The organism is Bacillus sp. NEAU-CP5, from assembly GCF_026420705.1.
Lineage (GTDB): Bacteria > Bacillota > Bacilli > Bacillales > Bacillaceae > Bacillus > Bacillus velezensis.
This window is the reverse complement of record NZ_JAPMOV010000001.1, coordinates 131,265-153,550: the sequence shown is the minus strand read 5'-3', so window position 1 is coordinate 153,550 and position 22,286 is coordinate 131,265. Positions and strand designations below refer to the sequence as shown.

Annotated in this window: 25 protein-coding genes and 2 pseudogenes; 20 read left to right on the top strand and 7 right to left on the bottom strand. The window is 40.4% G+C overall.

Annotated elements, in window-relative coordinates:
- The first annotated feature begins 54 nt into the window (after positions 1-54).
- Positions 55-555, top strand: coding sequence for a DinB family protein (locus OTK50_RS00555; RefSeq protein WP_224181745.1), 501 nt, complete (start codon positions 55-57; stop codon positions 553-555).
- A 137-nt stretch (positions 556-692) separates the two neighbouring features.
- Here OTK50_RS00555 and adhP read toward each other — a convergent pair whose 3' ends face one another.
- Positions 693-1,709 carry an alcohol dehydrogenase AdhP gene (gene adhP, locus OTK50_RS00550; protein ID WP_224224297.1) on the bottom strand — a complete coding sequence of 339 codons (1,017 nt, stop codon included), beginning with the start codon at positions 1,707-1,709 and terminating at the stop codon, positions 693-695.
- A 251-nt stretch (positions 1,710-1,960) separates the two neighbouring features.
- Here adhP and OTK50_RS00545 point away from each other — a divergent pair, with 251 nt between their 5' ends.
- The 13 genes and pseudogenes from OTK50_RS00545 (at position 1,961) to OTK50_RS00485 (ending at position 12,101) form a co-directional block, all read left to right on the top strand.
- Complete coding sequence (locus OTK50_RS00545) at positions 1,961-2,605, top strand: carbonate dehydratase (protein WP_224224298.1); 645 nt, start codon at positions 1,961-1,963, stop codon at positions 2,603-2,605.
- Between the two features lie 598 nt (positions 2,606-3,203).
- Positions 3,204-3,407, top strand: coding sequence for a hypothetical protein (locus tag OTK50_RS00540; protein ID WP_166706265.1), 204 nt, complete (start codon positions 3,204-3,206; stop codon positions 3,405-3,407).
- A gap of 267 nt (positions 3,408-3,674) precedes the next feature.
- On the top strand, positions 3,675-4,787 hold the full coding sequence (locus OTK50_RS00535) for a WD40/YVTN/BNR-like repeat-containing protein (RefSeq protein ID WP_224224299.1): 1,113 nt from the start codon (positions 3,675-3,677) through the stop codon (positions 4,785-4,787).
- Positions 4,787-5,125, top strand: a complete 339-nt coding sequence (locus OTK50_RS00530) for a hypothetical protein (protein ID WP_224224300.1) — start codon at positions 4,787-4,789, stop codon at positions 5,123-5,125. The genes OTK50_RS00535 and OTK50_RS00530 overlap by 1 nt, the downstream gene beginning before the upstream one ends.
- Positions 5,126-5,305: 180 nt before the next feature.
- A complete protein-coding gene (locus OTK50_RS00525; protein WP_224224352.1) occupies positions 5,306-5,722 on the top strand; it encodes a UPF0715 family protein in 417 nt (138 codons plus the stop codon).
- Positions 5,706-6,464: pseudogene (locus OTK50_RS00520) on the top strand (YoaP domain-containing protein). Before OTK50_RS00525 ends, OTK50_RS00520 begins: the two are co-directional and overlap by 17 nt.
- 216 nt (positions 6,465-6,680) lie before the next feature.
- On the top strand, positions 6,681-7,223 hold the full coding sequence (locus tag OTK50_RS00515) for a GNAT family N-acetyltransferase (protein ID WP_224224301.1): 543 nt from the start codon (positions 6,681-6,683) through the stop codon (positions 7,221-7,223).
- Between the two features lie 387 nt (positions 7,224-7,610).
- Positions 7,611-7,721, top strand: a pseudogene (locus OTK50_RS19900) (hypothetical protein); the annotation flags it as partial.
- Between the two features lie 30 nt (positions 7,722-7,751).
- Positions 7,752-8,186 (top strand): DUF3902 family protein, encoded by a 435-nt coding sequence (locus OTK50_RS00505; protein WP_088462079.1) that lies wholly within the window; start codon positions 7,752-7,754, stop codon positions 8,184-8,186.
- A 128-nt stretch (positions 8,187-8,314) separates the two neighbouring features.
- Positions 8,315-8,794 carry a DUF4944 domain-containing protein gene (locus tag OTK50_RS00500; RefSeq protein ID WP_224224302.1) on the top strand — a complete coding sequence of 160 codons (480 nt, stop codon included), beginning with the start codon at positions 8,315-8,317 and terminating at the stop codon, positions 8,792-8,794.
- A 559-nt stretch (positions 8,795-9,353) separates the two neighbouring features.
- On the top strand, positions 9,354-9,959 hold the full coding sequence (locus OTK50_RS00495) for a DUF3885 domain-containing protein (RefSeq protein WP_224224303.1): 606 nt from the start codon (positions 9,354-9,356) through the stop codon (positions 9,957-9,959).
- Between the two features lie 240 nt (positions 9,960-10,199).
- The gene (locus tag OTK50_RS00490) at positions 10,200-11,273 is read left to right on the top strand and encodes an LLM class flavin-dependent oxidoreductase (protein WP_224224304.1); all 1,074 of its coding nucleotides are present in this window, start codon (positions 10,200-10,202) and stop codon (positions 11,271-11,273) included.
- A gap of 207 nt (positions 11,274-11,480) precedes the next feature.
- Positions 11,481-12,101: a lytic polysaccharide monooxygenase auxiliary activity family 9 protein gene (locus tag OTK50_RS00485; RefSeq protein ID WP_003154023.1), complete on the top strand. Its 621-nt coding sequence runs from the start codon at positions 11,481-11,483 to the stop codon at positions 12,099-12,101.
- A gap of 164 nt (positions 12,102-12,265) precedes the next feature.
- Here OTK50_RS00485 and OTK50_RS00480 read toward each other — a convergent pair whose 3' ends face one another.
- The 4 genes from OTK50_RS00480 to OTK50_RS00465 form a co-directional block, all read right to left on the bottom strand.
- Entirely contained in the window at positions 12,266-12,364 is a 99-nt protein-coding gene (locus OTK50_RS00480; RefSeq protein WP_003154022.1) for a YjcZ family sporulation protein, read from the bottom strand.
- A gap of 742 nt (positions 12,365-13,106) precedes the next feature.
- Positions 13,107-13,643 carry a stress protein gene (locus tag OTK50_RS00475; protein WP_224224305.1) on the bottom strand — a complete coding sequence of 179 codons (537 nt, stop codon included), beginning with the start codon at positions 13,641-13,643 and terminating at the stop codon, positions 13,107-13,109.
- Positions 13,644-13,928: 285 nt separating this feature from the next.
- Positions 13,929-14,090, bottom strand: coding sequence for a hypothetical protein (locus OTK50_RS00470; protein ID WP_020955874.1), 162 nt, complete (start codon positions 14,088-14,090; stop codon positions 13,929-13,931).
- Between the two features lie 167 nt (positions 14,091-14,257).
- Positions 14,258-16,675: a peptidase G2 autoproteolytic cleavage domain-containing protein gene (locus tag OTK50_RS00465; protein ID WP_224224306.1), complete on the bottom strand. Its 2,418-nt coding sequence runs from the start codon at positions 16,673-16,675 to the stop codon at positions 14,258-14,260.
- A gap of 378 nt (positions 16,676-17,053) precedes the next feature.
- Here OTK50_RS00465 and OTK50_RS00460 point away from each other — a divergent pair, with 378 nt between their 5' ends.
- From OTK50_RS00460 to OTK50_RS00445, 4 genes are all read left to right on the top strand, one after another.
- The gene (locus OTK50_RS00460; RefSeq protein WP_224224307.1) at positions 17,054-17,488 is read left to right on the top strand and encodes a dUTP diphosphatase; all 435 of its coding nucleotides are present in this window, start codon (positions 17,054-17,056) and stop codon (positions 17,486-17,488) included.
- 405 nt (positions 17,489-17,893) lie between these two features.
- Positions 17,894-18,715: a poly-gamma-glutamate hydrolase family protein gene (locus OTK50_RS00455; RefSeq protein ID WP_088462070.1), complete on the top strand. Its 822-nt coding sequence runs from the start codon at positions 17,894-17,896 to the stop codon at positions 18,713-18,715.
- Positions 18,716-18,823: 108 nt separating this feature from the next.
- The gene (locus OTK50_RS00450; RefSeq protein ID WP_013352411.1) at positions 18,824-18,973 is read left to right on the top strand and encodes a hypothetical protein; all 150 of its coding nucleotides are present in this window, start codon (positions 18,824-18,826) and stop codon (positions 18,971-18,973) included.
- A complete protein-coding gene (locus OTK50_RS00445) occupies positions 18,960-19,790 on the top strand; it encodes a prohibitin family protein (protein WP_007611716.1) in 831 nt (276 codons plus the stop codon). The genes OTK50_RS00450 and OTK50_RS00445 overlap by 14 nt, the downstream gene beginning before the upstream one ends.
- Before the next feature lie 27 nt (positions 19,791-19,817).
- Here the strand turns inward: OTK50_RS00445 and OTK50_RS00440 are convergent, their stop codons facing one another.
- Positions 19,818-20,267 carry a YndM family protein gene (locus OTK50_RS00440; protein WP_003154009.1) on the bottom strand — a complete coding sequence of 150 codons (450 nt, stop codon included), beginning with the start codon at positions 20,265-20,267 and terminating at the stop codon, positions 19,818-19,820.
- Positions 20,268-20,421: 154 nt separating this feature from the next.
- Between OTK50_RS00440 and OTK50_RS00435 the strand changes: the two genes are divergently transcribed.
- Positions 20,422-20,850, top strand: coding sequence for a hypothetical protein (locus OTK50_RS00435; protein ID WP_038458127.1), 429 nt, complete (start codon positions 20,422-20,424; stop codon positions 20,848-20,850).
- Positions 20,851-21,187: 337 nt separating this feature from the next.
- On the opposite strand, the gene lexA is transcribed toward OTK50_RS00435, so the two are convergent.
- The gene (gene lexA / locus OTK50_RS00430; RefSeq protein WP_007611720.1) at positions 21,188-21,808 is read right to left on the bottom strand and encodes a transcriptional repressor LexA; all 621 of its coding nucleotides are present in this window, start codon (positions 21,806-21,808) and stop codon (positions 21,188-21,190) included.
- 154 nt (positions 21,809-21,962) lie between these two features.
- Here lexA and yneA point away from each other — a divergent pair, with 154 nt between their 5' ends.
- On the top strand, positions 21,963-22,274 hold the full coding sequence (yneA, locus tag OTK50_RS00425; protein ID WP_003154001.1) for a cell division suppressor protein YneA: 312 nt from the start codon (positions 21,963-21,965) through the stop codon (positions 22,272-22,274).
- Positions 22,275-22,286 lie beyond the last annotated feature (12 nt).

Genomic DNA, 22,286 nt, shown 5'->3' with positions numbered 1-22,286 from the left:
TCATATATCTTTTTTTATAATCATAAGCATCAACTTTAAAGGAGAAGATGTTAAATGAACCATGCGAAAAATATGTATCAGTACCATGTTTGGGCGAATAAAGCGTTATTAGAAAGAATAAAGGAATTACCAAGTAACGTTCTTTATAAAGAGGTTCGCAGTTCATATCCTACAATTGCTCAAACGTTCAGTCACATCTTCGCGGTGGATGCTATGTGGCTGCAAGTACTTAAAGGAATAGACATGCAGGAAGCAGTGGAAGGTTCTGCGGCTTATGCAGAAAGGGCTCATTTATATTCTGCAGATGAATTTGCGGCGTCTTATGAAGAACTGGCTTCACAGTTTGAAGAATGGATGAATAGCCAAACAGATTTAGAACAAAAAATGAACTTAAATAATCCTTGGTTAGGTTACAGAGAAACTGCTTACTCAGAAATTTTATTCCATGTTGCCAATCACGGAACTTATCATCGGGGCAGCATAACAACTATGTTAAGACAGCAGGGCTACGCTTCGGCAATGAATGACCTTGTATTATATTGGTATCAGGATTAGTTCAGAGAATACTTGCAAAATGAATAACCGCTGAATGGTCTGTAAAGTTTCTTTTCTGAACTAAATGACATCTGGGTGGGGCGCTGAGCAAGAATAGAGATCAAAGGCTGCCGTATCATTCCCGGCAGCCTTAATGATTAGGAAGTAAAATCGATAACCATGCGGCCGGTCACTTTGCCTTGCTCCATTTCTTCAAAAATATCATTCACATCTTCAATCGGGCGTTTTGTCACTTTAGGTACAACTTTACCGTCTGCAGCAAATTGAAATGCTTCCTTCAGGTCTTCTCTGGTACCCACTAATGAACCTACTACCTGAATTCCATCTAACACGAGACGGGGAATATCTAAATCCATTTTGTCCACCGGTAAACCGACGGCGACTACGCGAGCTCCTGCTTTTACAACATCAATCGCTTGATTGAAAGGGGTTTTAGAGACAGCCGTGATGACCACTGCATCAAGCCCTAAATCGTTAGTCACTTCTTTTGCTTTAGCGACGGGGTCTTCGTTTAAACTGTTTACAACCGCATCAGCGCCTAAGCTCTTAGCAAAATTCAATTTTTCATCGCTAATGTCGAAAGCAATTACTTTAGCGTTAAAGACATTTTTTGCATATTGAACAGCCAAGTTGCCTAAACCGCCGACTCCAAATACACCGATCCATTGACCTGGCTTAATTTCACTGACTTTAACGGCTTTATAAGTTGTTACACCTGCACAAGTAATGCTGCTTGCTGCTGCAGGGTCTAAATTTTCCGGCACCTTTATTGCATAATCAACCGCTACGATTGCTTCTTCAGCCATTGCGCCGTCAACTGTATAGCCGGCATTTTTCACATCACGGCACAAGGTTTCACGGCCAGTTAAGCAATATTCACAGCGGCCGCAGCTTTCAAACATCCAGGCAATAGAGACGCGGTCTCCCTTTTTTAAATTTGTTACGCCTTCACCAATCTCAGTTACAATGCCTATTCCCTCATGACCTAAAGTGATGCCTGTAACATCCCCGAAATCAGCATTTTTAACATGCAAGTCAGTATGACATACACCGCAGTATTCCATCTTAACTTTGGCTTCACCATGTCGCAAAGGACGTAATTCTTTTTGTACAATCTCTATACTTTTGTCTTTTGTTGCTACTACTGCTTTCACGTCATACACCCCTTTTTATTATTAGCAGAAAATTGTTACTTATCTTACAATTTAGCACACTGATCTTATTTTGAAAACCCTTACATTTTCTTGCGGACAAGTGTCTCTACAAAAATTGAGGGAGCTATGCAGGAAAGATCCTTTGGATGATTTGTCATCCGAATGGTGTTTAAATGGGGGATTGTCGTCTCCAAATGCACAGAATTTACATAGTATACATCAATAGACACGTTTTCAAAGGAGGTCTTTTTTTGAGCGATAGAAAGCTGACGGAAGATAAATTTGATAATCGGCTCACTAAGTTTGCGCCCTTTATCAGCCCTAACCCTGTTACATCATTTAATCCGGTTCAAAGATATCCTAAAATCGATAAAACGTCGTTCATAAGTCCGTTTTCCAGCGTGATAGGAGACGTGAGAATAAAGGACAATGTTTATGTAGCGCCAAATGCTGCTATTCGTGCAGATGAAGGAACACCCTTTTATATTGGTTCAAATACAAATCTTCAAGACGGAGTCATTTTACATGGTTTGTTAAAGCAATTTGTCACAATCAAAGATAAGGCATATTCCATTTATATCGGAAACAATGTAAGTGTCGGGCATGACGCTCTCATTCATGGCCCTTGTTATCTTGGAAATCACACGTTCATCGGTTTTAAGGCAATCGTGTACAATGCAATTATAGGAAAAGGATCATTTGTTTCATACAATGCTGTTATCACAAATTGTGTACGGATTGCACCGAATCGGTTCGTTCCTCCCGGTGCCGACATAGATACACAAGAAAAAGCTGACAGACTCAGAAGAGTGACAGAAGAGGAACGTGAATTTGCACGGGAAGTGCAGCGCGTAAATCAAGAATTTCCCGCTTCTTATAAAGCGTTATTCAGCTAACGAAAAGCAAAATGCGAATATCCTAAATTAAATTAATGCATGAGAATTGGCGCCCCACGATGCAAGGTCAGATAAGTTTTGAGAGTCAGATTTCGGTCGCAAAGGGAAGAGTTAAAAGCTGTTCATCGGATATTTGTGGGGAAGCTGCAAGAAGGGTCGAAGGTGAGCAGGGCGGCGGATTAAAACTGACCTTCCCTCAAATTTTATCCCAATAGGATTGACAGGAGGATACAATCATAAAAATAAAATGATGCTTCGCGAATGAGCCTAAAAGCGGCCCTTTTATAATTCGTCTTTAACGCTTTAACGTAGAAGTTCAGCACTCATGGTTCTGCTGGATAAGATAACTTTTCTTATACAATTAGCATAGTGAAGTTACTTATTTTTACATAACTGTTGGAAATGGTCTTTCCATCTGAGATAATAAAATTCATCTTGATTGATACATGGGGGAGTAAGGATGGGCTGTTTTTATCAAGCGGCACGCAAACCATTTTACAAACAAATTCCTCAAGCGGTTTTTATAACCGAAGAAATTAGTGCTTTGGATAAACGCTGTAAGAAAGACTCTCTGTTTAAATAAACGAGGTGAAAATCAATGAATGGTATAGAATTCTTAGAATCTGTGTCGCGACTTGGACAACTGATTTTGGTGTTTTCCTGCTACGCCGTTTATTGGAAATTGGGTAAAACGAAAAGGGAGCGAAGACTTACAAAATTCGAAGCTTTGCTTAGGTTCTTTGTAATGTTTGGTCTATGTGCATGGGGGCTGTCGTTTCTTGCTTTGAATTTGTGGTCGTAATCTTTCTGTCGATATTTGACTTGATGGGCTGTTACACCACTTTACACTTTCGGGAAACTCACTAGATATTATCTTCTGATACTGTCTTTAATGATTCAATAAACGATGTAATATTGTATTTAAAATATTATGTGCGAACATCCATCATGAGAATCGGACGTATTCCGAGCGTATTTATGGGCAAATTGACTTTTTTATGATGATGTGTTAATATTATGCAGTAAAAATATTGAACTATTATGTGATTATTAGATTACGGAGGTACATATGAATAGAAAAAGTAGTATGTTAATGAAAATAGTTTCCTCAGTTTCTATCTTGGGCTGTGTAGGTTTTGTAACTGAGTCAGGTTCACAAACTTCTTTTATGAATAACGTAGCTTCTGCTGCGGAAGCAGGCATTCTTCCTAGTGAAAATGCTTCATTATTATCTGAGTCGGGAGATATAAGTCATTATCATTTTGTTAATTCTAGTTCTGTTTTTAATTATGCTGATAACAAATGGGTTTATAAATCATCTACAACACCAATTAAAGATGTTAAATCATTTGATGGCAAAAACCTATATGCTACTGCGGACGATGGTTATTATGCAAAAATACTGAAATGGAATAATAGTTTAAAAGTATGGGATCAACTTGCGAGTTTTAGAGGCGGGCCAATTTTTGATTTAATCAAAACAAGTGATAATAAATTTGCTGCCGGTGGAGGAGAATCACGCAGATATGGGATCAGTTCAACAATTTTCACATCAATTGGCGGTGATGCGAACTGGTCACAGAAAGTCAGTGGTTATAAATCCAAAGAGTCAAGTTACACCACGGGCGGCTACTTAGGTGTCGTGTACACTGGAGTTGCAATTGATGATAAGATTCTTATGTTCGGTAACTCATATGCTACAAACTATATAAGTGAGTCTTCAGATGGTATTAAATTTACCAGAAAAGGAAGTTTTGATGGTGAATATTTTGATGCTATTTACAATGGAGATAAGGTGGTGGCCGTAGGACAACAAGCAGGAGGGACATTTAGCGATTATGGTTTAGTTGCTGTTTCATCTGATAAAGGCGAAAGTTTTCAAACGACGGTACTGGGGTATAATGCTCCTCTGAATTCTGTTACTTATAAAGATGGAGTATACATTACTGTAGGAGATCTTGGATCAATTTATTATTCTGAGGATGCGCACAATTGGACTAAAGCATCTTCTCCTACAGCCAACAAACTAAATGATGTTGAATGGGATTACGTAAATAAACGTTTTGTTGCAGTTGGGGATTCCGGCACTGTTTTATTCTCCTTAGACGGAAAACGATGGATTTCAGTAAACAGTGGAATAAAAAATAATATTACCAATGTTGTTATGATGGAAAACTCATAATGACAAATGAAAAAAGCAATACCTTTTTAGGTATTGCTTTTTTTATATTTTTGCCTACCGTATTGCCGACTAAGCTGGGATACAGGTTCACCATCTACAATGCTGATGGATGTACATTAAATATCAAACTGCAGAGAATTACACTGGCAGGATATGATTTTACCCTTAGTGAAAAGAATTTCACGGGTAATCATTTGAACTTGAGCGCGGCTGATAAGGTGAGTGGTGATGCAAACAGAAATCATTACTTATTGATCACAAAAGGAGCCGGCTGCGGAGATGTGTGGATTAAAGGCTTTTACGGATTCGAACACGATGAGCCGGATGCAGATTGGTGAGCGATACACAGTCAAGGTATTTCCTTGACCTTTTTTAATGGCAATAAAATTTCTGGATATTAAGATAGTGAATTGATGATCTGCCAAAAAAATAGATCTTTTAAAGTGATGGATATATACTGATTTTAAACAATAGGAAAAAAATGAGAAATGTATTTTTATAAAAAGCAGGTGAAATATATGGGAGCGGCGACTTGGAGCAAAAGTCAAAGCTATACTTACACATTGGCTTTTTCAAGTTTGTCGTATGGTTTGATCTTCGGGCTATATATGTTTGTATACTCGGGTTTTGTGCCATTTGCATTGGTTACTGTGGTTATCATTGCTTTTTACGCATTGATTACTTACTTTTTGTTTGCTGTTCCTGTGCAACTATGGCTAAGAAAGAAGCCTAAAAGGTTTAGTTTGGTTCATCTTTTCATTTATACAGCAGTCGCTTTTTTAGCCGTGTTCTTGTTCTGGCACATAGATAATCCGTCAATTGATTTCACAGTTTTCAGAAGTTTCATTTATTACATAATGAGCTTTGTTGCTGCGTTCATATATTGGTTGTGGGACTCTATATTTCTGAGAAATTACAATGTTCACTGCAAGTAAAGCTGATGTTTCCAAAAGAAAGCGGGTGAGGAAAAAATACATTGAGTTGACTAGGGACAATATTGATGACAATCATATTTGCTGTGCATTGGGTACAAAACAATATGAGGATGCGGTAAATGAAAAGAAGAGCTGGCTCAGAGATCGGATGATTGATGGCTTGGTGTTCTATCGCCTAAACGAACGGGCAAAAGTTTTTATTGAATATTTACCTGCAGAAGAAGCGTGGGTTCCGGTAAGCGCACCTAATTTTATGTTTATTAATTGTTAGAAAAATGTGTGTCAGATGCAAAATCCCGCGGTATGGATGGGATAGTTCATATAGTGGGGAAGAGAAAACTCCCTTATTTAAGTGATAAGCATTTCTTTGAACATATGGGATTTGCTGTGCAAGATGAAGCAGAACCCTATTTTCAGTTGGTGTCACTGACGTGGAATGAACATGCATATCCTCCTATATTTAAAAAACAGGTGAAAAGTAATTCCGTTAATGATGAGGGAATCACAATATTTTATACAGCTCAATGCCCATTTGCAGTCGGATTGTTAAAGGATTTTAAGGAACTGATTGAAAAGAAAGGACTTCATTTTCAGGCCCGGCGAATAACGTCAAAATATGGCGCAAAAAACCCCGGCAGTTTGGACGACTTTCAGCGTGTTTTATAACGGGACATTTCTCACTCATGAGATGATGAGTGTGAATAAGTTTGAAAAAATACTCAATAAGCTTTTAATGGCTTAACTTTGTTTTAATTACTATTGCTCGTTTCTATATTCGATACTGAGGGTTTTTCACGAAAATTGTTCAGTACTTTACATCGCGGCGGCAAATGAAAATTATTGTTTTTGACAAAGATGATAGCATCCATCATTATAGTAAAAATAGATTGAGACAAGTTCTTCAACAAACGAAGAAGTTCTTTTCAATGATCGATAACAATGAAACAGGAGACTGCAAATGCAAAAAATTGAAACCCATCGCTTAATTTTAAGAAACTTTACCGAGAGAGATTCGCAAGGTCTGTTGGAATATTCGGCACATCCGAGAGTGAATTGCTTTCTTGATGACAGAATGTCTACGTTAGAAGAAGCTGCCGTAAACGTTCAAAAAAGAAGCCGAGATGACTCTTATATTGCAGTTTGTTTAAAAGACAGTAATGATCTAGTCGGAGAACTATTTTATTTAAAAGAAGAGCCAGATACCTATTCCTTTTGCTGGAATTTCAATGCCCGTTTTGAAGGGAAGGGATACGCAAGTGAAAGTGCGAACGCTTTCTTTGAGTATCTCTTTATGCAAAAAGAAGCAAGAAGGCTTTATGCATATGTTGAAGATGATAACTACAGGTCACAAAAACTATGTGAGAGATTAGGAATGCGTAAAGAAGGTTATTTTCTTGAATTTATTTCATTTACTGCACACGAGGATGGAACACCTAAATATGAAAACACTTACCAATACGCATTGCTAAAGAAAGAATGGTTAAAACAAAAACATAGTTAATAGAATTTGTGGGGAAATAACCTCTCCTTTACCGAAAAAACCTTGCTAGAAGCAGGTTTTTTTGTATTTAAGTTAAATACTTCATTAGGTTACCTAGTAACGATCAAAAAGATTCAGCTTGAAGGTTGGGAAAAACATGAAAATCATTATAGCAATGTTGTAAAATTAGAGAGAGGATGATTGTGATGGACATTTTGCAGTTTAGCGACAGAAGGTGCAGGAAGTAATTCGAATCAGCAATGTTCAATTCATTTTGATGAATTTAAAGAAGCGCTTGAGAATGGAAAAGTGGTTGATACTCAAAACCTTAAAAGCAGTTCAGAATGAAATCACCAGTTTGATTATTGGAAATCCAGCATAACTGGTGGACGAGCTGTAACTGAAACGGATAATCAAGTGCTGGATATCATCAAACAAGCATACAATCTTGGAATGGTTACGAAAGATAATGTGCTTTTGAGAAATCAAGCAATTAACGTTTATAAAACATCTATTTAATTTTAAATCGGCGTTTCAGGTGACCTTTATATGATTTCTGTTTTAGTAAACATATTTAAAAACGAAATAGGAATTAAAATATGCAGACAAAGCGGCGAAGCATATCGCATAAAAGGTGTTATCAGATGTATGACCGTTCCTAAAAATAAAACTTATGAAGAAAGGAACGCTAACTTGAAATCAAATTTAGTTTCGTTTCTATTAGCATTGTCAGGATTTATATTCAGTATTTATATGCAGTCAATGGCTTACTGGAGCAATGACTCTATGTTGTGGTATTGGGTCGGTGCGGTTTTGGCGTATCTATTTGCTGCAGGATCAATGGTTACTCTGATTCTTAACAAAAGCAAAGACTCAATTCTAACAATAAGTTGTCTCATTTTAATGATTGTAACCGTTATGCTTATTTTAGTCACAACTTTTTGGACGACTTTTATCATTATTGCATGGCAATCTGGGATGTGAAGCTAAGGGGAATATGATCTTCTTAGTATTTTTTTATTCCTTGGATTAGAATCCCTTTTTATCATTCTTTCAAATTAAATGTAACAATTCTAATATTCATATGTTCTAAATGATAAAGGCGGGATGTCATGAAAAAACGTAAAGTCATTAAAACATTGCTGGTTATTATCACTGTTCTCATAATAGCAGCCGGATTTGCACTGTTTTCTTTAATTTCAGGAGAAAAAGTTAAATATATCGGCTATAGCCAAAGCAAGACGTGGGAAGCGTCAATTGAAAAATCAGACAAGACCTCTTTCGGCCCTAACTATTTCTTGAATTTGTATTACAGAGGTAATAAAGTGAATGAAAAGAACACGGTGATTAAGAGATTAACATTATTTGTTGACGGCCGGAAATATGGTGAAGATAAAGACTATCATCTTTCAGAATACACCGGAGAGAAATTAGAAGGCGGCGGAACGGGAGAAGACCATATTCAAACGTTTGAATATATGCCGGAAAATGAAGTGATCGGTCATGAAATCACTGTTGAAGCAGCATGGAAAACCGATCATGAGTCCTATTCAGAAAAATTCAACCTGAAAAGAACGCATTGGTATGACTGAAAGAATAAAAAGAGGGCGGTATAACCCTCTTTTTGACGCAAAGCCTTTATTTTTGTCTGTTTTTCCTCGATGTGCTGAAGTCGATAAAAGAGGCATTGGAGCCGATAAAATTACTTACTAAGACATACATAAAGAAACCATTAAAAGCCCCCTGCCGGCATCCGTAAAAAAGAATGGATAATGAGATAAGCAATACAGCCGTAAGCAAGTCTGCAGCCAGACCTATTTTACGGTGAGACTGAAAATATGCTCTTAATCTTCTGATGTTGTTCAAAGCTGACACCTCTTGATGCTTATGTATAAGAAAATAATACCATTGAAATATATGTAATATCAATGAATAAGGTTGGAAACGGAGGGGTTCAAAGTTGGGGCGATCTTGTGTAAAAGAAAGGATCAGGATGAATGTGACCAGCATCCACCCTGATCAATGGGGTTCACAGTGTTCTATTTCATTGTATTCCAATCGGAATAATATTACAAGGGTGAAAAAGAAATAAGCGGAATGTTTTCGGCTTCTTCTGCTTCTGGAGCGGGAAAAGGAAAGTGAGATGTTTGAATGAAAATAAATGATTATCTGAAGGAAAGGTTTCCAACTTTAAAATTAGTGCCCGGCATTTATCATCAATGGGACGTGGGAATTCATTTTTCTCTCGGCGGCAATATGTATCAATTTAATGAAAGCGGTGCTTTGAATCTTGAGTATTTTCAGCATGTTCATCATCAAACCGCCGCACTTTTCAATGAGCTGTTTGAACATAGCGATGACATGTTCCTTGTTGCCAACGTGTATAAGCACAAATCTCAAGGTCATCACGCGAGAAAATTAAAGGTTTATCAGCCGTTTCTGAAGTGTAAGGATGATTTATATCGGATTCAAGTGAAGACCTGTCCATGCCCGTTCGAAGAAGAATATGAAATGCAGCAGTTTTCTTTATTATGTAAACGGAAAGCTCTGCGTATCCCCCAATTACTTAAGGCAGCCGTCCACGAAGATTTTCCGCTGAAGCCAAGGTTCGGTGGCTGTTCCGTTGGGTATCCTGATGTTTTTTTTGTGAATATGACAAAAGATATTATTTTCTTTCTGTATGATGACAGAGGGGGTGAAGTCATTGCTCTTGATGCCGGAAGAATACGAAAGCTTTATGATCAATTTCACGATTAGATTGAATCGGACTGAAAATGAACACATGAATTCGAATCCGTTTGTGGCGGCTTTGTTCTTGCCTAGTCGGGCTGCATGAGTGTAATGGGCAGAATTGAAGGGCGCCAGAAACTTTTTTTCCTCTCATACCGACCTTCTGCATGTTAAGCTTCTGTATTTATTTTGAATGAATTCCTATTTATAAAACGGCTGAATAGAATAACATAAAAGCTTTTTTACACAGTGCAGGAGGAGAGAAATGTGAGGGCTGATCACCGTGATTGTATGGAAATTGGAATTTATTCATTTGCAGAATTATATCCCGATCCTCTGACAGGGAAAACAGTCAGCGCAAAGCAGCGGATAGATGAATTGATGAAGCTGGCGAAACTGGCTGACGACGCAGGGCTTGATGTATTCGGTGTAGGCGAGCATCATCGTCTTGATTATGCGGTATCTTCGCCGCCGGCCATCTTATCAGCGATTTCACAGATCACTGAAAATATTAAGCTGACCAGTGCCACGACTGTATTATCCACCGCTGATCCCGTCCGTTTATTTGAGGATTTTGCAACGCTTGATCTGATTTCAGACGGCCGGGCGGAAATCATTGCGGGACGGGGCGCATTTTTAGACTCGTTTCCTCTTTTCGGTTATGACGTAGGCCATTATAAAGAACTGTTTGAAGAACACATTGACCTCTTTTTAAAATTAAATTCCGGGGAAGAATCGGTTACCTGGAAAGGACGTTACCGGCCGCCACTGCGCGAGGCAGAAATTTCTCCTCGGCCTTTTCGCGGAAGCATTCCGCTATGGTTAGGTGTTTCGGGGACTCCGGAAAGCGCAGAACGAGCCGGGCGTGCAGGCGCGGGTTTGGCATTAGCTGTACTGAGCGGTGATCCGATGTCATCTAAGCCGCTTGTTGACAAATACCGGGAATCGGCTTCTAAAGCCGGTCATCCTCCGGAACATGTGAAGGTTGCGGTAACCGGACATATGTTCATTTCAAAAACGAATGAACAGGCAATACAAGAATTTTATCCGTATCATTCAAATTACTGGTCTCACGTTCATTCATATCACGGGATCGATGAGCCTTTAACGAAGGAAGATTTTGAGCGGGCGTCCGGAAAAGAAACAGCTTTATTTGTGGGAAGCTCACAGCAGATCATTGAAAAAATCATGCATCAATACGAGTTATTCGGACATCAGCGATTTCTCGCGCAAATCGATATAGGAGGTATGCCGTTTAAAAAAGCCGCGGAAAACATCGAACGATTAGCAGCGGAAGTAGCACCGGTTATCCGAAAAGAAACCGGCAAATCCAGCGAATGAAGTTCTGAGGAAAAGGGGCGGGCCGGTCAATCGCGGATTCGACAACAGAATCGGCCCGGCTTTTTCTTTATGATTATAAAAAACAAAGGGGAAAGCGCGAACCTCATTGCTTTTTCCTATCAAGAAAAGGAAGGTCATTTCATCCTCTATCGTGAAGTGTATACACTGAAAGGTTTTTATTAACAAAAGAGGGAGGATGATGCAGTAATGAAGGGTTTAGTCAAAGCTGCAGTTTTAACTGTTACTCTTGGTATTGGAGGCGCATTCTATTCAAGTGATGCATCTGCGCACGGGTATATAAAAGAGCCCGTCAGCAGAGCGTACATGGGAGCATTAGAGAAACAAACATTGGGCTGGACGGCCGCTGCGCAGAAATATGGCTCCGTCATTGATAATCCTCAGTCTGTAGAAGGGCCGAAAGGATTTCCGGCTGCAGGACCGCCTGATGGAAGAATTGCGTCTGCAAATGGGGGATCGGGACAAATTGACTTCGGTTTAGACAAGCAGACTGCAGATTATTGGGTAAAACAAAACATCCGCGGCGGTTTTAACACCTTTACTTGGTACTACACGGCCCCTCATGCGACATCAAAGTGGCACTATTATATCACCAAGAAAAACTGGAATCCGAATAAACCTTTGTCAAGAGATGAATTCGAATTAATCGGAACGGTAAACCACGACGGTTCCAAGGCAGATACGAATCTGACTCATAAGATTTTTGTGCCGACTGATCGAAGCGGGTATCATGTTATTTTAGGGGTATGGGACGTTGCGGATACTTCCAATGCCTTCTATAACGTCATCGATGTAAACCTTACACAATAATCTATGAATTACTGATCGGCTGCATGTTGATACATCGGCCGATCTTTTTAGTTTTAATGTGTGAATGAAAAGGGGAAAAACAGCAGAGCGCCATAAACATTTCATTTATGGCGCCGTACGATCATGGAGGTGCTGCTGACATGGATGCGGAGGTAAGAGGATTCTTAATAACCGCCGAGGAAAGAAGCCCCAACGATGATTAATAAAATGAATAGCACCACGATTAACGCAAAGGAGCTACCATAACCACCTGAGAATCCCATATAATCTCACCTCCTAAAGAGGATTAATACATATTATGCCGAAATGTAAAGTTTGATAGGGATGCTAGTTTACTTTTTGAAAAAAGGTTTTTAGTCTATATTTCCTTTACATGACCATCCGTTAAAATGAGTAAAAGGAGGCATCGTACTGCTTCCTGTAATAGAGACGGGTAGGCTCATACATTGAGAAGTTGCGAAGAGAATGCGCAGGTGGCTTGTTTTAAAAAAAATGAAAAGTAACAAGCTATTAGGATTGAAACCTTTTGGTTGGTTTCAAGAGCAGTAGCATGAAAAAAGGGAATGTGATGAGGAATAGAGAAAAAAGATGCGAAGGGCATAATCGGAACCATGTATCAAAACGGACTGCCTGATGATATACGCGTATACTCCATTCTGAATGGGAACGTTAACGATCTAAATAGAAGAACTTCAAGTGTGCGAAAATAAAAAAAGCCGATGAAGGCTTAACATTGATTAGAAGCCATAAAGCATTTTTTTGCTGCGCTTTCTGCAGACGGAGTTTGATTGTAAGAAACGATTCCGATAATCACTAACAAGATGATGAACACCAATATGCTCCACAACATTATTTTTAAAGACTTTGACATGGCTTACCCTCACTTTGAAAGACTTTACCGGGGCTGCGTTCGGAGCCCGCACTTCAAGTATAGTCGTTATAACGGTGAAAAATGTGCAGTCCAGTTAAAAAAACTTGCGGGCGCTGCCGCAAGTTTTCTCCGTATTAAGGTCTGTGGAATTCAATATGCTGATTATCACGATCGAACCACCCTCTGAAAGCCCAATTGATCCAGCCTTCGTCTCCTTTGTTATCGAAGGACCCGTTTTCGAAGACCCAGATTCCGTAAGTAATACCGTCATAAACGGCTGATCCGTAAAATTGAACGCCGTTAAAGCGGTCTTCATATTCTTGATTTAAATTGAACACCATGACGTTGTACTTCTGTCCTGATGCGTAAAATGTTGTTTCCATAACATTTTTTACCCAGCCGGTTCGGTTTTGATCTGACTTAACCGCTTCAGCAATGCGATCTGAGATTCCGAGAACATCTACGTTTACGTACAGCCCGGCATCAACACCTGCTGCTTTTACGTTTTGGTCTGCTGTTTGGGATAATTTACTTTCTAACGGATTTGCAACGGGTGAAACGTGAGGCGCGTTTGCGTGTTCAGACTGACTGGCTGCTGAGGCACTGGCTGTGAAAGGAATTGTTAGAGATAAAGCTAAGCATGATCCGACTATCGTTCTGGCGATTTTCATGGCTATGACCTCCTGAGGAAATTTTTAAAAATTGTTGCAAATTCATGGTATCGCAGAAAAATTGACCAAGCAAAGAGTAGATTTTCTCAAAAGTCATGTCATTCTATTTGTGTTGTTTTCTGTAAATGAAATACTTTTAATTAGGCGAAAAGGGAAGAAAATAATAGAGTCTTTTTATGTATTGTGATAGGATGACCGGATTTTGGGTGAAAATAGCCCGGAGAAACGCCATAATAAGAAAAACACCCGGAGTTTACCGGGTGTAAAAAGTGTTGATATGTCAAGTTAGCAGCATTTTTTACATTTTTTGCATTTTCTTTTATAAACAACGATGTAATCATAATCAAGATGCTTTTTATCTTGTTTCTTCTTTTTTTGTTTAGGCTGCTTTGGGTGGTGATCATAATGTCCGTTCATATCCATGTCCATATCCATACCCATATCCATACTCATATTCCTCCTTTTTTCATCTGACGGTAGTATTCTATGACAGAAAGCATGGATGGCTTGGACAAATGAAACGGTATGCTGAAAAAGAGGCATCTCATTCGGTATAAAAAACAGGATCTACCCGCCCGATAGAAAAGAGAGGAGATGATCCTGATATTGAGACCCTATTTGATAACCGCAATTGCAATGCCGTACCCTTTTTCAGAACTGTATAAGGCCGTCAGTTTCAATACCTTCCAGCCTTCCGCGGCTTTAGTCCCGATTCCGTTATGGGCCGTGATATAATCTCCCGGGCTGACCGTACCGTCGACCCGTACGTAATGCCGGCCGTTGAGTCCGACAATGTGCCATTCGTCTCTGGCCGCGCGTGCTTCATAGTCAGCTTCAAGAGCCGGACTGCAGTCCGGGTTTTGTTTCGGCACGCGTACCGTTTCTCCTGTTTCTTCGTCAGTCACATTTTCGTATATGAAACCGCCGAACTCATTTGTCAAAAAGCGGCTTTGCCATCCGAAGCTTGCGGCTCCTGAGATAAAAGCGGCTGTTTCTGAAATGACGCCGAGCATGTAATCTCCGACGTGAGCCGATTCAATTTTTTCGCCGTTCACTGTGACGATCGTCCCGGCGGGAATTGTCTGGCCGGTTACACTTTCAAAATATTCTCCGTACCCTGACAGGGAAGAGGTGACAGCTCCGGCGAACGTACCGTGGCCGCCCGCTGAATCCAGTTTCCATTTGATGGACTGATGCCCTCCGGCAACCGTGTATGGTTCTTCCAATGTAATGCTTTCTGATGACAGAATCGTTCTGGAGACTTTGCTGCCCGTAATATGGACATTGTTTGAAGCGGCGATAAATGCCCTTGAACCTTCAGAACTTGAACCTCCGGAAGAGCTGATGATCGCATTTCTGTCACCTCTGGCCGTAATATCGCCTGTTCCCGCAATAACGGCGCTTGTCGGGTTGAATGCAAAACCGGAGCTGGTCGCGAGCTGTGCGCCTCCTTTTAAATTGACGGGGATCTGCTCATAAGTCTGTCCTTTTATAGATGCGGCCGCGCTGTAACCTTCCGCTTGCACCCCGAGAATGACGGCCTGACTGTTAGGGGACGTAATTCCGACGGAACCGCCGTCTCCGATCATCGTACCGTTCATAATATTTACGTTATATTGGCCTCCGCCGATTGAGATGCCTTTAGGAGAAGACTTGTATATATCAAAATTTAAAATTTTAACATAATCGGTTTTATTTGATCCGCCGGATATATTGATGTCAACACCTGCTTGTGTAAAGCCGCGTATTTTAATGCCGTTGATCGTAATATTTTGACTGCGGTATTGAAGAGCCACGACTGGATTCCCGCCATAGTCGTATGAGGGATCACCAATAGCTGTGAATCCGTTTACATTAACGTTTTTATAGGCAGAGATGACCAGCGCCCTCGGGGTCACACCGTCATAGAGAGCATTGAATACCGGTTCAATCGCGGTGCAATCGGTTAAAGTAACATCATAAGCCGTCGTGCTTTCGGGGTCTGAGGCCTGATGATGGCCGATATGACGAATATCAAATGAACGTACATCACGATACGAAACATGACCGATAATATGAACATTTTGAGAAGCCGGCCACAGGCTGTGCGCCTTTACCTCAATCCCGCGGATATTTCCGCTCGTATAGTTATTTAAAAGCCATACATGTTTAGAACCGTCGTCAATTTCAATGCCGTTCGAGTTTGCGCTGCCCTCAGCATGCTCTGTGCCGCGGGGGTTTCCGGAATGGCAATTGGAAATGAAAATATATTCGCTGTAATGGGTGGTAATGCCGTCGTCTCCGGAACCGTATGCCACACAGTTATCAATCCATATATATCGGCACCCGTCTTTCGTCCATTCTGTTTCAGGCAAATGATCGTAAGTCGGAGATGTAATATCAATACCATGGAGACCCGCGTTAACCGTTTCAACATTCTTAATCCAGCCGTATTGCACATTGGCAAACGTTAAACAGCTGGAAAACTGTCCTCCGGGGTTCCTGACCCCGCATTGACGATCAGGATTCCAGTCTAAAGTCATGTTCTGGACAAAAATATTACGGTTTCCATTATCGTAATCATCGTTAGTAATGACCCATTCGTATGCGGGAGTGTCCTCATGAAGCTTAAGCACGGTAATCCCTTGTCCCTCACCGGAAATGGTAGTCCATGAGGGGAGTTTTATCCCTTGAACCAAAAATTCTCCTGCGGGAACGTTTACTTTGACCCGGCCGTTACCGATCGCTCTCCGAAAGGCTTCCGTATTGTCCCGGCCGTCAGGGATCGCTCCGTAGTCCTCCACATTCACTTCCCGGGTGATTTTATTCTTAAGCATTTCGTATTCTGTATCAAGCCGTTCTTTTAAAAGTGAGGTGACCATTCCTTCCGCCGTCACCCGGGCATCTGCGATCTCAAGATTATCATCCGTTGCGGAATGCTTAATAAAATTCTGCATCCTTGCTTTGAGATGCTCCAATTCAGAGGGCTGTGCAGGGCGAGACTGCAATGGGGCGTTTAAAGACGGATCAGGAAAGTTTTTAAATTGAACCATTCTAAAGACACCTCTTTCTTTTGATATAAGCGCCTGAGGCAGGGGACAGAAAAGAGTCGCGCGCCCTTTAAGCGCTTATTCTTCAAATTCTTTATTCAGAACGAAATTCCTTTTGAAACCAAGGTGAAATTTTAAAAAAGCTCTGTTGAAACAACGGATATAAAGCTGTGCATTATTGTAATTGAAGCTGTCATGTGAAAATGGAGGAAAAAACGATAGGAGGGGTCCTCATTTTAGGTTTATTCTCATTGACTTCGCAGTGCTTCCTCTTCGGCTGCATATACACCAAAATCAACATTCTTAACAGTTAAATGGTATAATGGGGCACGGATTGGTCATCAATACGACTGAAATAGGGAAGCAAAAGGAGCAGCGAAAATGACTTTACAAATCAAAATTAAATATTCAGATGATACGCAAACGAGAATCAGTAAAATTGAACAGGGCGATTGGATTGATCTGCGGGCAGCTGAAGATATAACAATCAAAAAAGGTGAATTCAAACTTATCCCGCTTGGAGTTGCGATGGAACTGCCGGAAGGATATGAGGCCCATGTCGTTCCGCGTTCAAGTACATATAAGCATTTCGGTATCATTCAGACAAATTCAATGGGTGTCATTGATGAATCTTATAAAGGCGACAATGACTTCTGGTTTTTTCCTGCATTCGCGCTTCGGGATACCGACATTTCCAAGGGGGAGCGGATCTGCCAATTCAGAATCATGAAGAAAATGCCTGAAGTGGAGCTGGTCGAAGTAGACAAGCTCGGGAACAATGACCGCGGCGGACTGGGATCAACAGGCACGAAATAAAACGAAAAAAGACTGCTTAACAGCAGTCTTTTTTTATGGAAACAGCAGTTACATTCAATTTGTTTCGGTGATTCTTGAATTGGGAAATCATACGTCATGTTCAAAATTGACTTCGAAATTCGGCCACTCTGTAACCGTTTATGCCGGGAGCAAATATTTGAGCCGGACGCCAGCCCAGCTCAGCATATTGATAAAATGATTTCCCTGCAGTCCTCACTCTCCTCCAAAACTAAGGAGAAGGGTTTCATTTTTATCATTTAAGCTTTCCGTCTCTTTGACAGAAAGACTTTTTTAGGTTAAAGGATAGAGGTTGTTTTGATGTTTTTATTCTTCAAGATGAACGGAGGTTTTGTCCAACGTATATAATATTGTGACAAAAGTGTAAACAAAAGAAAGGATGATGTTATGGCAAAAAGGGTTAGAAGAGTAGAGCGTAAAGCAGCTGGCAAAGAGGCAGAGCAGAAGAAACCGTCCAAAGTCACCCTGTTCTGCCGTTCGCTTCAAAGGCTGAAGCATTTGTATTGTAACATAAACATACAAATGCCATCAATAACCAAAAAAGGAATTTCAGTTTTAATTTTACCGTTTTTGCTCCTGCCGTTCTTTCAGGCTAATGCCGCTTCAGATATTTACGGCGGTTTCGAGGAATTAAAGCTGAATGAAGATCCTTCCGATTTTTCCATTTCAACGCGAGAGCATGACCCTTCTGTCCTCATATTAGCTATACACGGCGGAGGCATAGAGCCGGGGACCAGTGAGTTATCGAGAGAAATTGCCGAAAACCGGAGTTTATATTTATTTGAAGGGTTAAAACCAGCCGGTAATGCGGCTCTGCATTTGACAAGTTCGCATTTCGATGAACCGAAGGCCGTGCAAATGGTGAAAGAGCACTCTAATGTCATTTCATTGCACGGTTACGGCAGTGACGATAAAAAGATAAAAATCGGCGGTACAGACAGAGAACGTGCCGAACTTTTGACCGATGTGCTGAAACGACACGGGTATCCTGCCGTTCTTCTTGGCATAAATGATAAATATGCAGGCGTCAGTCCGAACAACCTTGCCAATCAATCTTCATCCGGATTGAGTATTCAAATCGAAATGAGCACCGGCTTCAGAAAATCACTATTTGACACTTTTACGCTGAAAAGCAGAGCATCCACACAAAATGGAACCTTTTATCAATTCACAAAAACGATTTCTGATTTTATCAGTGACAATTATTAATAAGCACGCCTATTTTGCCGGCGGGGCTTTTTCTTTTGAAATTTATGAAACTTTAAGTTCTTAAGATCGTATACATAATTGACAGGATGAAAGAAAAGAGGTGGGCAAATGAAAGTGATGATCGGGTCTATCATTCTTCTTGTCATCATCGGATTCGGTTTATGGCTGATGCTTAGTCCAATCTTTAAACAAGTGGGAAGCAAAGCCAAAAAATTCAAAAAGTCATGGGAGGAAGAAGATCAGCATGAGCGAAAATAAGCGCGGAAACACAAAAAAAATTCTCGGCGGTGTGATTATAGGTGCAGCCCTTTTAATTGCGGGCGTTACAGCGTCACTATTCATTGAAAAAATACCGAACGGTTATGTCGGGGTTGTATACTCACCGAATGGCGGGGTAAAATCCGACACATTGGACCAAGGCTGGCACTTAGTCGGATTATTTAATAAAGTAACGGAATATCCGGTGCGTATGCAGACAGTGAATAATGAAAATATAAAAGTGGCAACCTCAGACGGTAAAAATATAGAAATGGATATCGCTTACAACTATGTCGTGCAGCCTGATAAAGTAGTCGATCTGTTTAACAAATTCGGCGCGGTAGACGTTGAAACGATCGAAAATACATATTTAAAAACAAGGCTGTGGGATGCAGCGCGAAAATCAATCAGCAAATACTCGGTTATTGACACATACGGGCAAAAATCTGCAGAAGCCGCCGCCGATGTCCAAAAACGATTTGCTGATGATATGAAGAGTCTTGGATTTTTAATTGATGATCTGACGCTTGGCGTACCGAAGCCGGATAAAGCCACACAGGAAGCTATCGATGCAAGGGTGAAGTCTTCACAGGAACTTGAACGGACACAAACTGAAATTAAAATAGCCGAAGCCGAAGCGAAAAAGAAAAAAATTGAAGCGGAAGGGATCGCTGATTACAACCAAATCATAAAGAAATCAATGTCAGATGAAATGATCAAATATAAATGGATTGAAAAATGGGACGGAAAAACGCCGAAAGCGACAGGCACAGACTCACTGCTGCAGCTGCCGCTGGACGATCAGAAGCAAAAATAAAAAGAGAAGGAGGCGATTGCCTCCTTTTTATGTTTTTTCCTGAGGGTCTTTTTCCGGCACTAATTCTTCAGACGCCTCGGTTTGATAGCTCCATAGCGTGCTATCCGTCTCTGTTGTGTCCTGATAATCTTCGGGAAGTACATATTGCTGCAAATACCGGTGAAAAAATGCCTCAAAAACAGAAATGCAAAGTGCAGAGATAACCGATGCCGCGGCAGGAGAGACATTAAATCCGCCAATGTTCATAAGGAATATCCATAATATAATGAATGAAATTCCGAAATCAGCTGCAACGGCTGTGAAATTGCTTGTTCTCGGCAGAATCATGCAATCACCCGCAAAATAAGTGATTAAACTTAAGATCACTGTAATAAACAGAACGTTTAAAAAGGTTACTTGGTACATAAGATCCAGAACAATGTACAGTAAAGCAAGTGTGAGCGCCGTTTTAGAAGCGAAAGCAATTACGTGTTTCATTTGAACCACCTTCGTTATTTCGTTTAGTCTTCATTGTAAGCAATCCGCAAATTTTTAAACTGGTATATAGTGGTTATAAAGGATACGTTTTAATAAAATGTGAATAGACATCACAGGATTCACAAGTTAAAATATGTAAAAAGGGGGGATGCAAATGAAAAAATACTGGATATGTATTGCTGTTTTTTTATTATGTTTTAGCGGAATACACTCAGCTAAAGCGGCTACCACTGAATTCGGATCAAAAACAAGCTTCACTTTGGAGGGAAATGCAAAAGAGTTTCATATTGAAAATCCGGGGGCTGTAGCTGCCGACGATTACTTTTTAGGATATAAGTTCACCATAATGAACAACTCTTCGTGCGGTTTGAGCATGAAACTCCAGCGGATGGCGCTGAACGGAAATTTTTATACATTAAGCTCTAAAAACTACAGCGGCAGCTGGTTAAACCTCAGTGCCCAGGATAAAAAATCAATTGATCCGTATCACAAATACAGGATTCTGGTTGAAAGTTCTTCAAACGTCTGTGGCCCCGTCTATATTAAAGGGTTATACGGTGTAGAATATTATCATTTTGATTGAAAATAGATACTCGCTAAAGGCAGCGGGTTTTTTTATATTTAAATATAACTTATCGTACTATGTACTAAATATTCATATACAAATTTTGATGCACCCGCCCAAAGAAAAGATAAACAAAAGCAAATTCATCACGCACAAATATACAAAGTTGAAAAACGGATGAAAAGTTTCTCGAGGGAAACATTATTAGTTGACTTCAAAAGTGTGATGTCGGATAATAAGAATGTAAGTTTTTCCTCCTTAGCAGATTCGTTTCTTAAGCCAGGGCGAATCTGCTTTTTTTATGCAAAAAACCCCTTGCAGAGGGGTTTTTTACGATAAATGAAGTTTAATAGAATTAATGTACGGCTCTGAATACGCCGATAACTTTCCCCAAAATGCTTACGTTTTGCAGGATAATCGGCTCCATCGTCGGATTTTCCGGCTGCAGCCGCACATAATTGTCTTCTTTATAGAAGCGCTTGACCGTCGCTTCATCATCTTCGGTCATAGCTACGACGATTTCTCCGTTATTGGCCGTGTTCTGCTGTTTGACGATGACGTAATCTTTGTCAAAAATGCCGGCGTCAATCATACTTTCTCCCATGATTTCTAACATAAAGACATGTTCGCCCGGAGGAACCATCCGGTCAGGAAGCGGAAAATACTCGTCGATATTTTCAACAGCCGTAATCGGAATACCCGCCGTCACTTTCCCGATGACCGGAACGTTTACGACCTGGCTTTTCGGAATTTGGACTTCTTCTTCATCCAATACCTCAATCGCCCTCGGTTTAGTAGGGTCCCGTCTGATCAGGCCTTTTGTCTCCAGCCGCGCCAAATGGCCGTGCACGGTTGAACTGGAAGCCAGTCCTACTGCTTCTCCTATCTCTCTTACAGAAGGCGGATATCCTTTCGTTTTTACCTCTTCTTTAATAAAACGCAGGATATCAAGCTGCCTTTTTGATAGCTTCGTCATATTTCGCACCTCAAAACGTCGATTTTAAGTAGATTATAGCATGATTTTCCTGACAGTACAAACATAGGTTCGAAAAAACGATTGACAGAAACGTTTGTTCGTATATACTGAAAGGTATAAAAGCGAACAAACATTCTTATCGGAGGTTGTTTACATGGCGAAAGAATCTATTATATTTGTCGGGCTGTTTACTGCAATTTTAAGTGCCGCTATTTTACTTGTCTCATGTGCGGGAAATGATCAGTCCCTCAGCCAATATGTTAAAATAAAGGTTCAGGACGGCGATACACTCTGGTCACTTGCGGATCATGTAGCAGAAAAGAAACACATTAATAAAGAAGATTTCATTGAGTGGGTGACGGAGAATAATCATCTCCAAACTGCTGATATAAAGCCCGGAGACGAACTTATTCTTCCGGTTAAGAAGAAGCATCCGGCCGTATATCAGCTGGCCATTGTCAATTAGAGAGGAAAGAGA

What these genes read in the sequence shown, in the direction of transcription:
- OTK50_RS00555 (WP_224181745.1), top strand. Translation starts at nt 55, where the DNA reads ATGAACCATGCGAAAAATATGTATCAGTACCATGTTTGGGCGAATAAA.
- OTK50_RS00540 (WP_166706265.1), top strand. Translation starts at nt 3,204, where the DNA reads ATGAATGGTATAGAATTCTTAGAATCTGTGTCGCGACTTGGACAACTG.
- OTK50_RS00535 (WP_224224299.1), top strand. Translation starts at nt 3,675, where the DNA reads ATGAATAGAAAAAGTAGTATGTTAATGAAAATAGTTTCCTCAGTTTCT.
- OTK50_RS00530 (WP_224224300.1), top strand. Translation starts at nt 4,787, where the DNA reads ATGACAAATGAAAAAAGCAATACCTTTTTAGGTATTGCTTTTTTTATA.
- OTK50_RS00525 (WP_224224352.1), top strand. Translation starts at nt 5,306, where the DNA reads ATGGGAGCGGCGACTTGGAGCAAAAGTCAAAGCTATACTTACACATTG.
- OTK50_RS00515 (WP_224224301.1), top strand. Translation starts at nt 6,681, where the DNA reads ATGCAAAAAATTGAAACCCATCGCTTAATTTTAAGAAACTTTACCGAG.
- OTK50_RS00505 (WP_088462079.1), top strand. Translation starts at nt 7,752, where the DNA reads ATGATTTCTGTTTTAGTAAACATATTTAAAAACGAAATAGGAATTAAA.
- OTK50_RS00500 (WP_224224302.1), top strand. Translation starts at nt 8,315, where the DNA reads ATGAAAAAACGTAAAGTCATTAAAACATTGCTGGTTATTATCACTGTT.
- OTK50_RS00495 (WP_224224303.1), top strand. Translation starts at nt 9,354, where the DNA reads ATGAAAATAAATGATTATCTGAAGGAAAGGTTTCCAACTTTAAAATTA.
- OTK50_RS00485 (WP_003154023.1), top strand. Translation starts at nt 11,481, where the DNA reads ATGAAGGGTTTAGTCAAAGCTGCAGTTTTAACTGTTACTCTTGGTATT.
- OTK50_RS00480 (WP_003154022.1), bottom strand. Translation starts at nt 12,364, where the DNA reads ATGGGATTCTCAGGTGGTTATGGTAGCTCCTTTGCGTTAATCGTGGTG.
- OTK50_RS00475 (WP_224224305.1), bottom strand. Translation starts at nt 13,643, where the DNA reads ATGAAAATCGCCAGAACGATAGTCGGATCATGCTTAGCTTTATCTCTA.
- OTK50_RS00470 (WP_020955874.1), bottom strand. Translation starts at nt 14,090, where the DNA reads ATGGATATGGGTATGGATATGGACATGGATATGAACGGACATTATGAT.
- OTK50_RS00465 (WP_224224306.1), bottom strand. Translation starts at nt 16,675, where the DNA reads ATGGTTCAATTTAAAAACTTTCCTGATCCGTCTTTAAACGCCCCATTG.
- OTK50_RS00460 (WP_224224307.1), top strand. Translation starts at nt 17,054, where the DNA reads ATGACTTTACAAATCAAAATTAAATATTCAGATGATACGCAAACGAGA.
- OTK50_RS00455 (WP_088462070.1), top strand. Translation starts at nt 17,894, where the DNA reads ATGGCAAAAAGGGTTAGAAGAGTAGAGCGTAAAGCAGCTGGCAAAGAG.
- OTK50_RS00450 (WP_013352411.1), top strand. Translation starts at nt 18,824, where the DNA reads ATGAAAGTGATGATCGGGTCTATCATTCTTCTTGTCATCATCGGATTC.
- OTK50_RS00445 (WP_007611716.1), top strand. Translation starts at nt 18,960, where the DNA reads ATGAGCGAAAATAAGCGCGGAAACACAAAAAAAATTCTCGGCGGTGTG.
- OTK50_RS00440 (WP_003154009.1), bottom strand. Translation starts at nt 20,267, where the DNA reads ATGAAACACGTAATTGCTTTCGCTTCTAAAACGGCGCTCACACTTGCT.
- OTK50_RS00435 (WP_038458127.1), top strand. Translation starts at nt 20,422, where the DNA reads ATGAAAAAATACTGGATATGTATTGCTGTTTTTTTATTATGTTTTAGC.
- lexA (WP_007611720.1), bottom strand. Translation starts at nt 21,808, where the DNA reads ATGACGAAGCTATCAAAAAGGCAGCTTGATATCCTGCGTTTTATTAAA.
- yneA (WP_003154001.1), top strand. Translation starts at nt 21,963, where the DNA reads ATGGCGAAAGAATCTATTATATTTGTCGGGCTGTTTACTGCAATTTTA.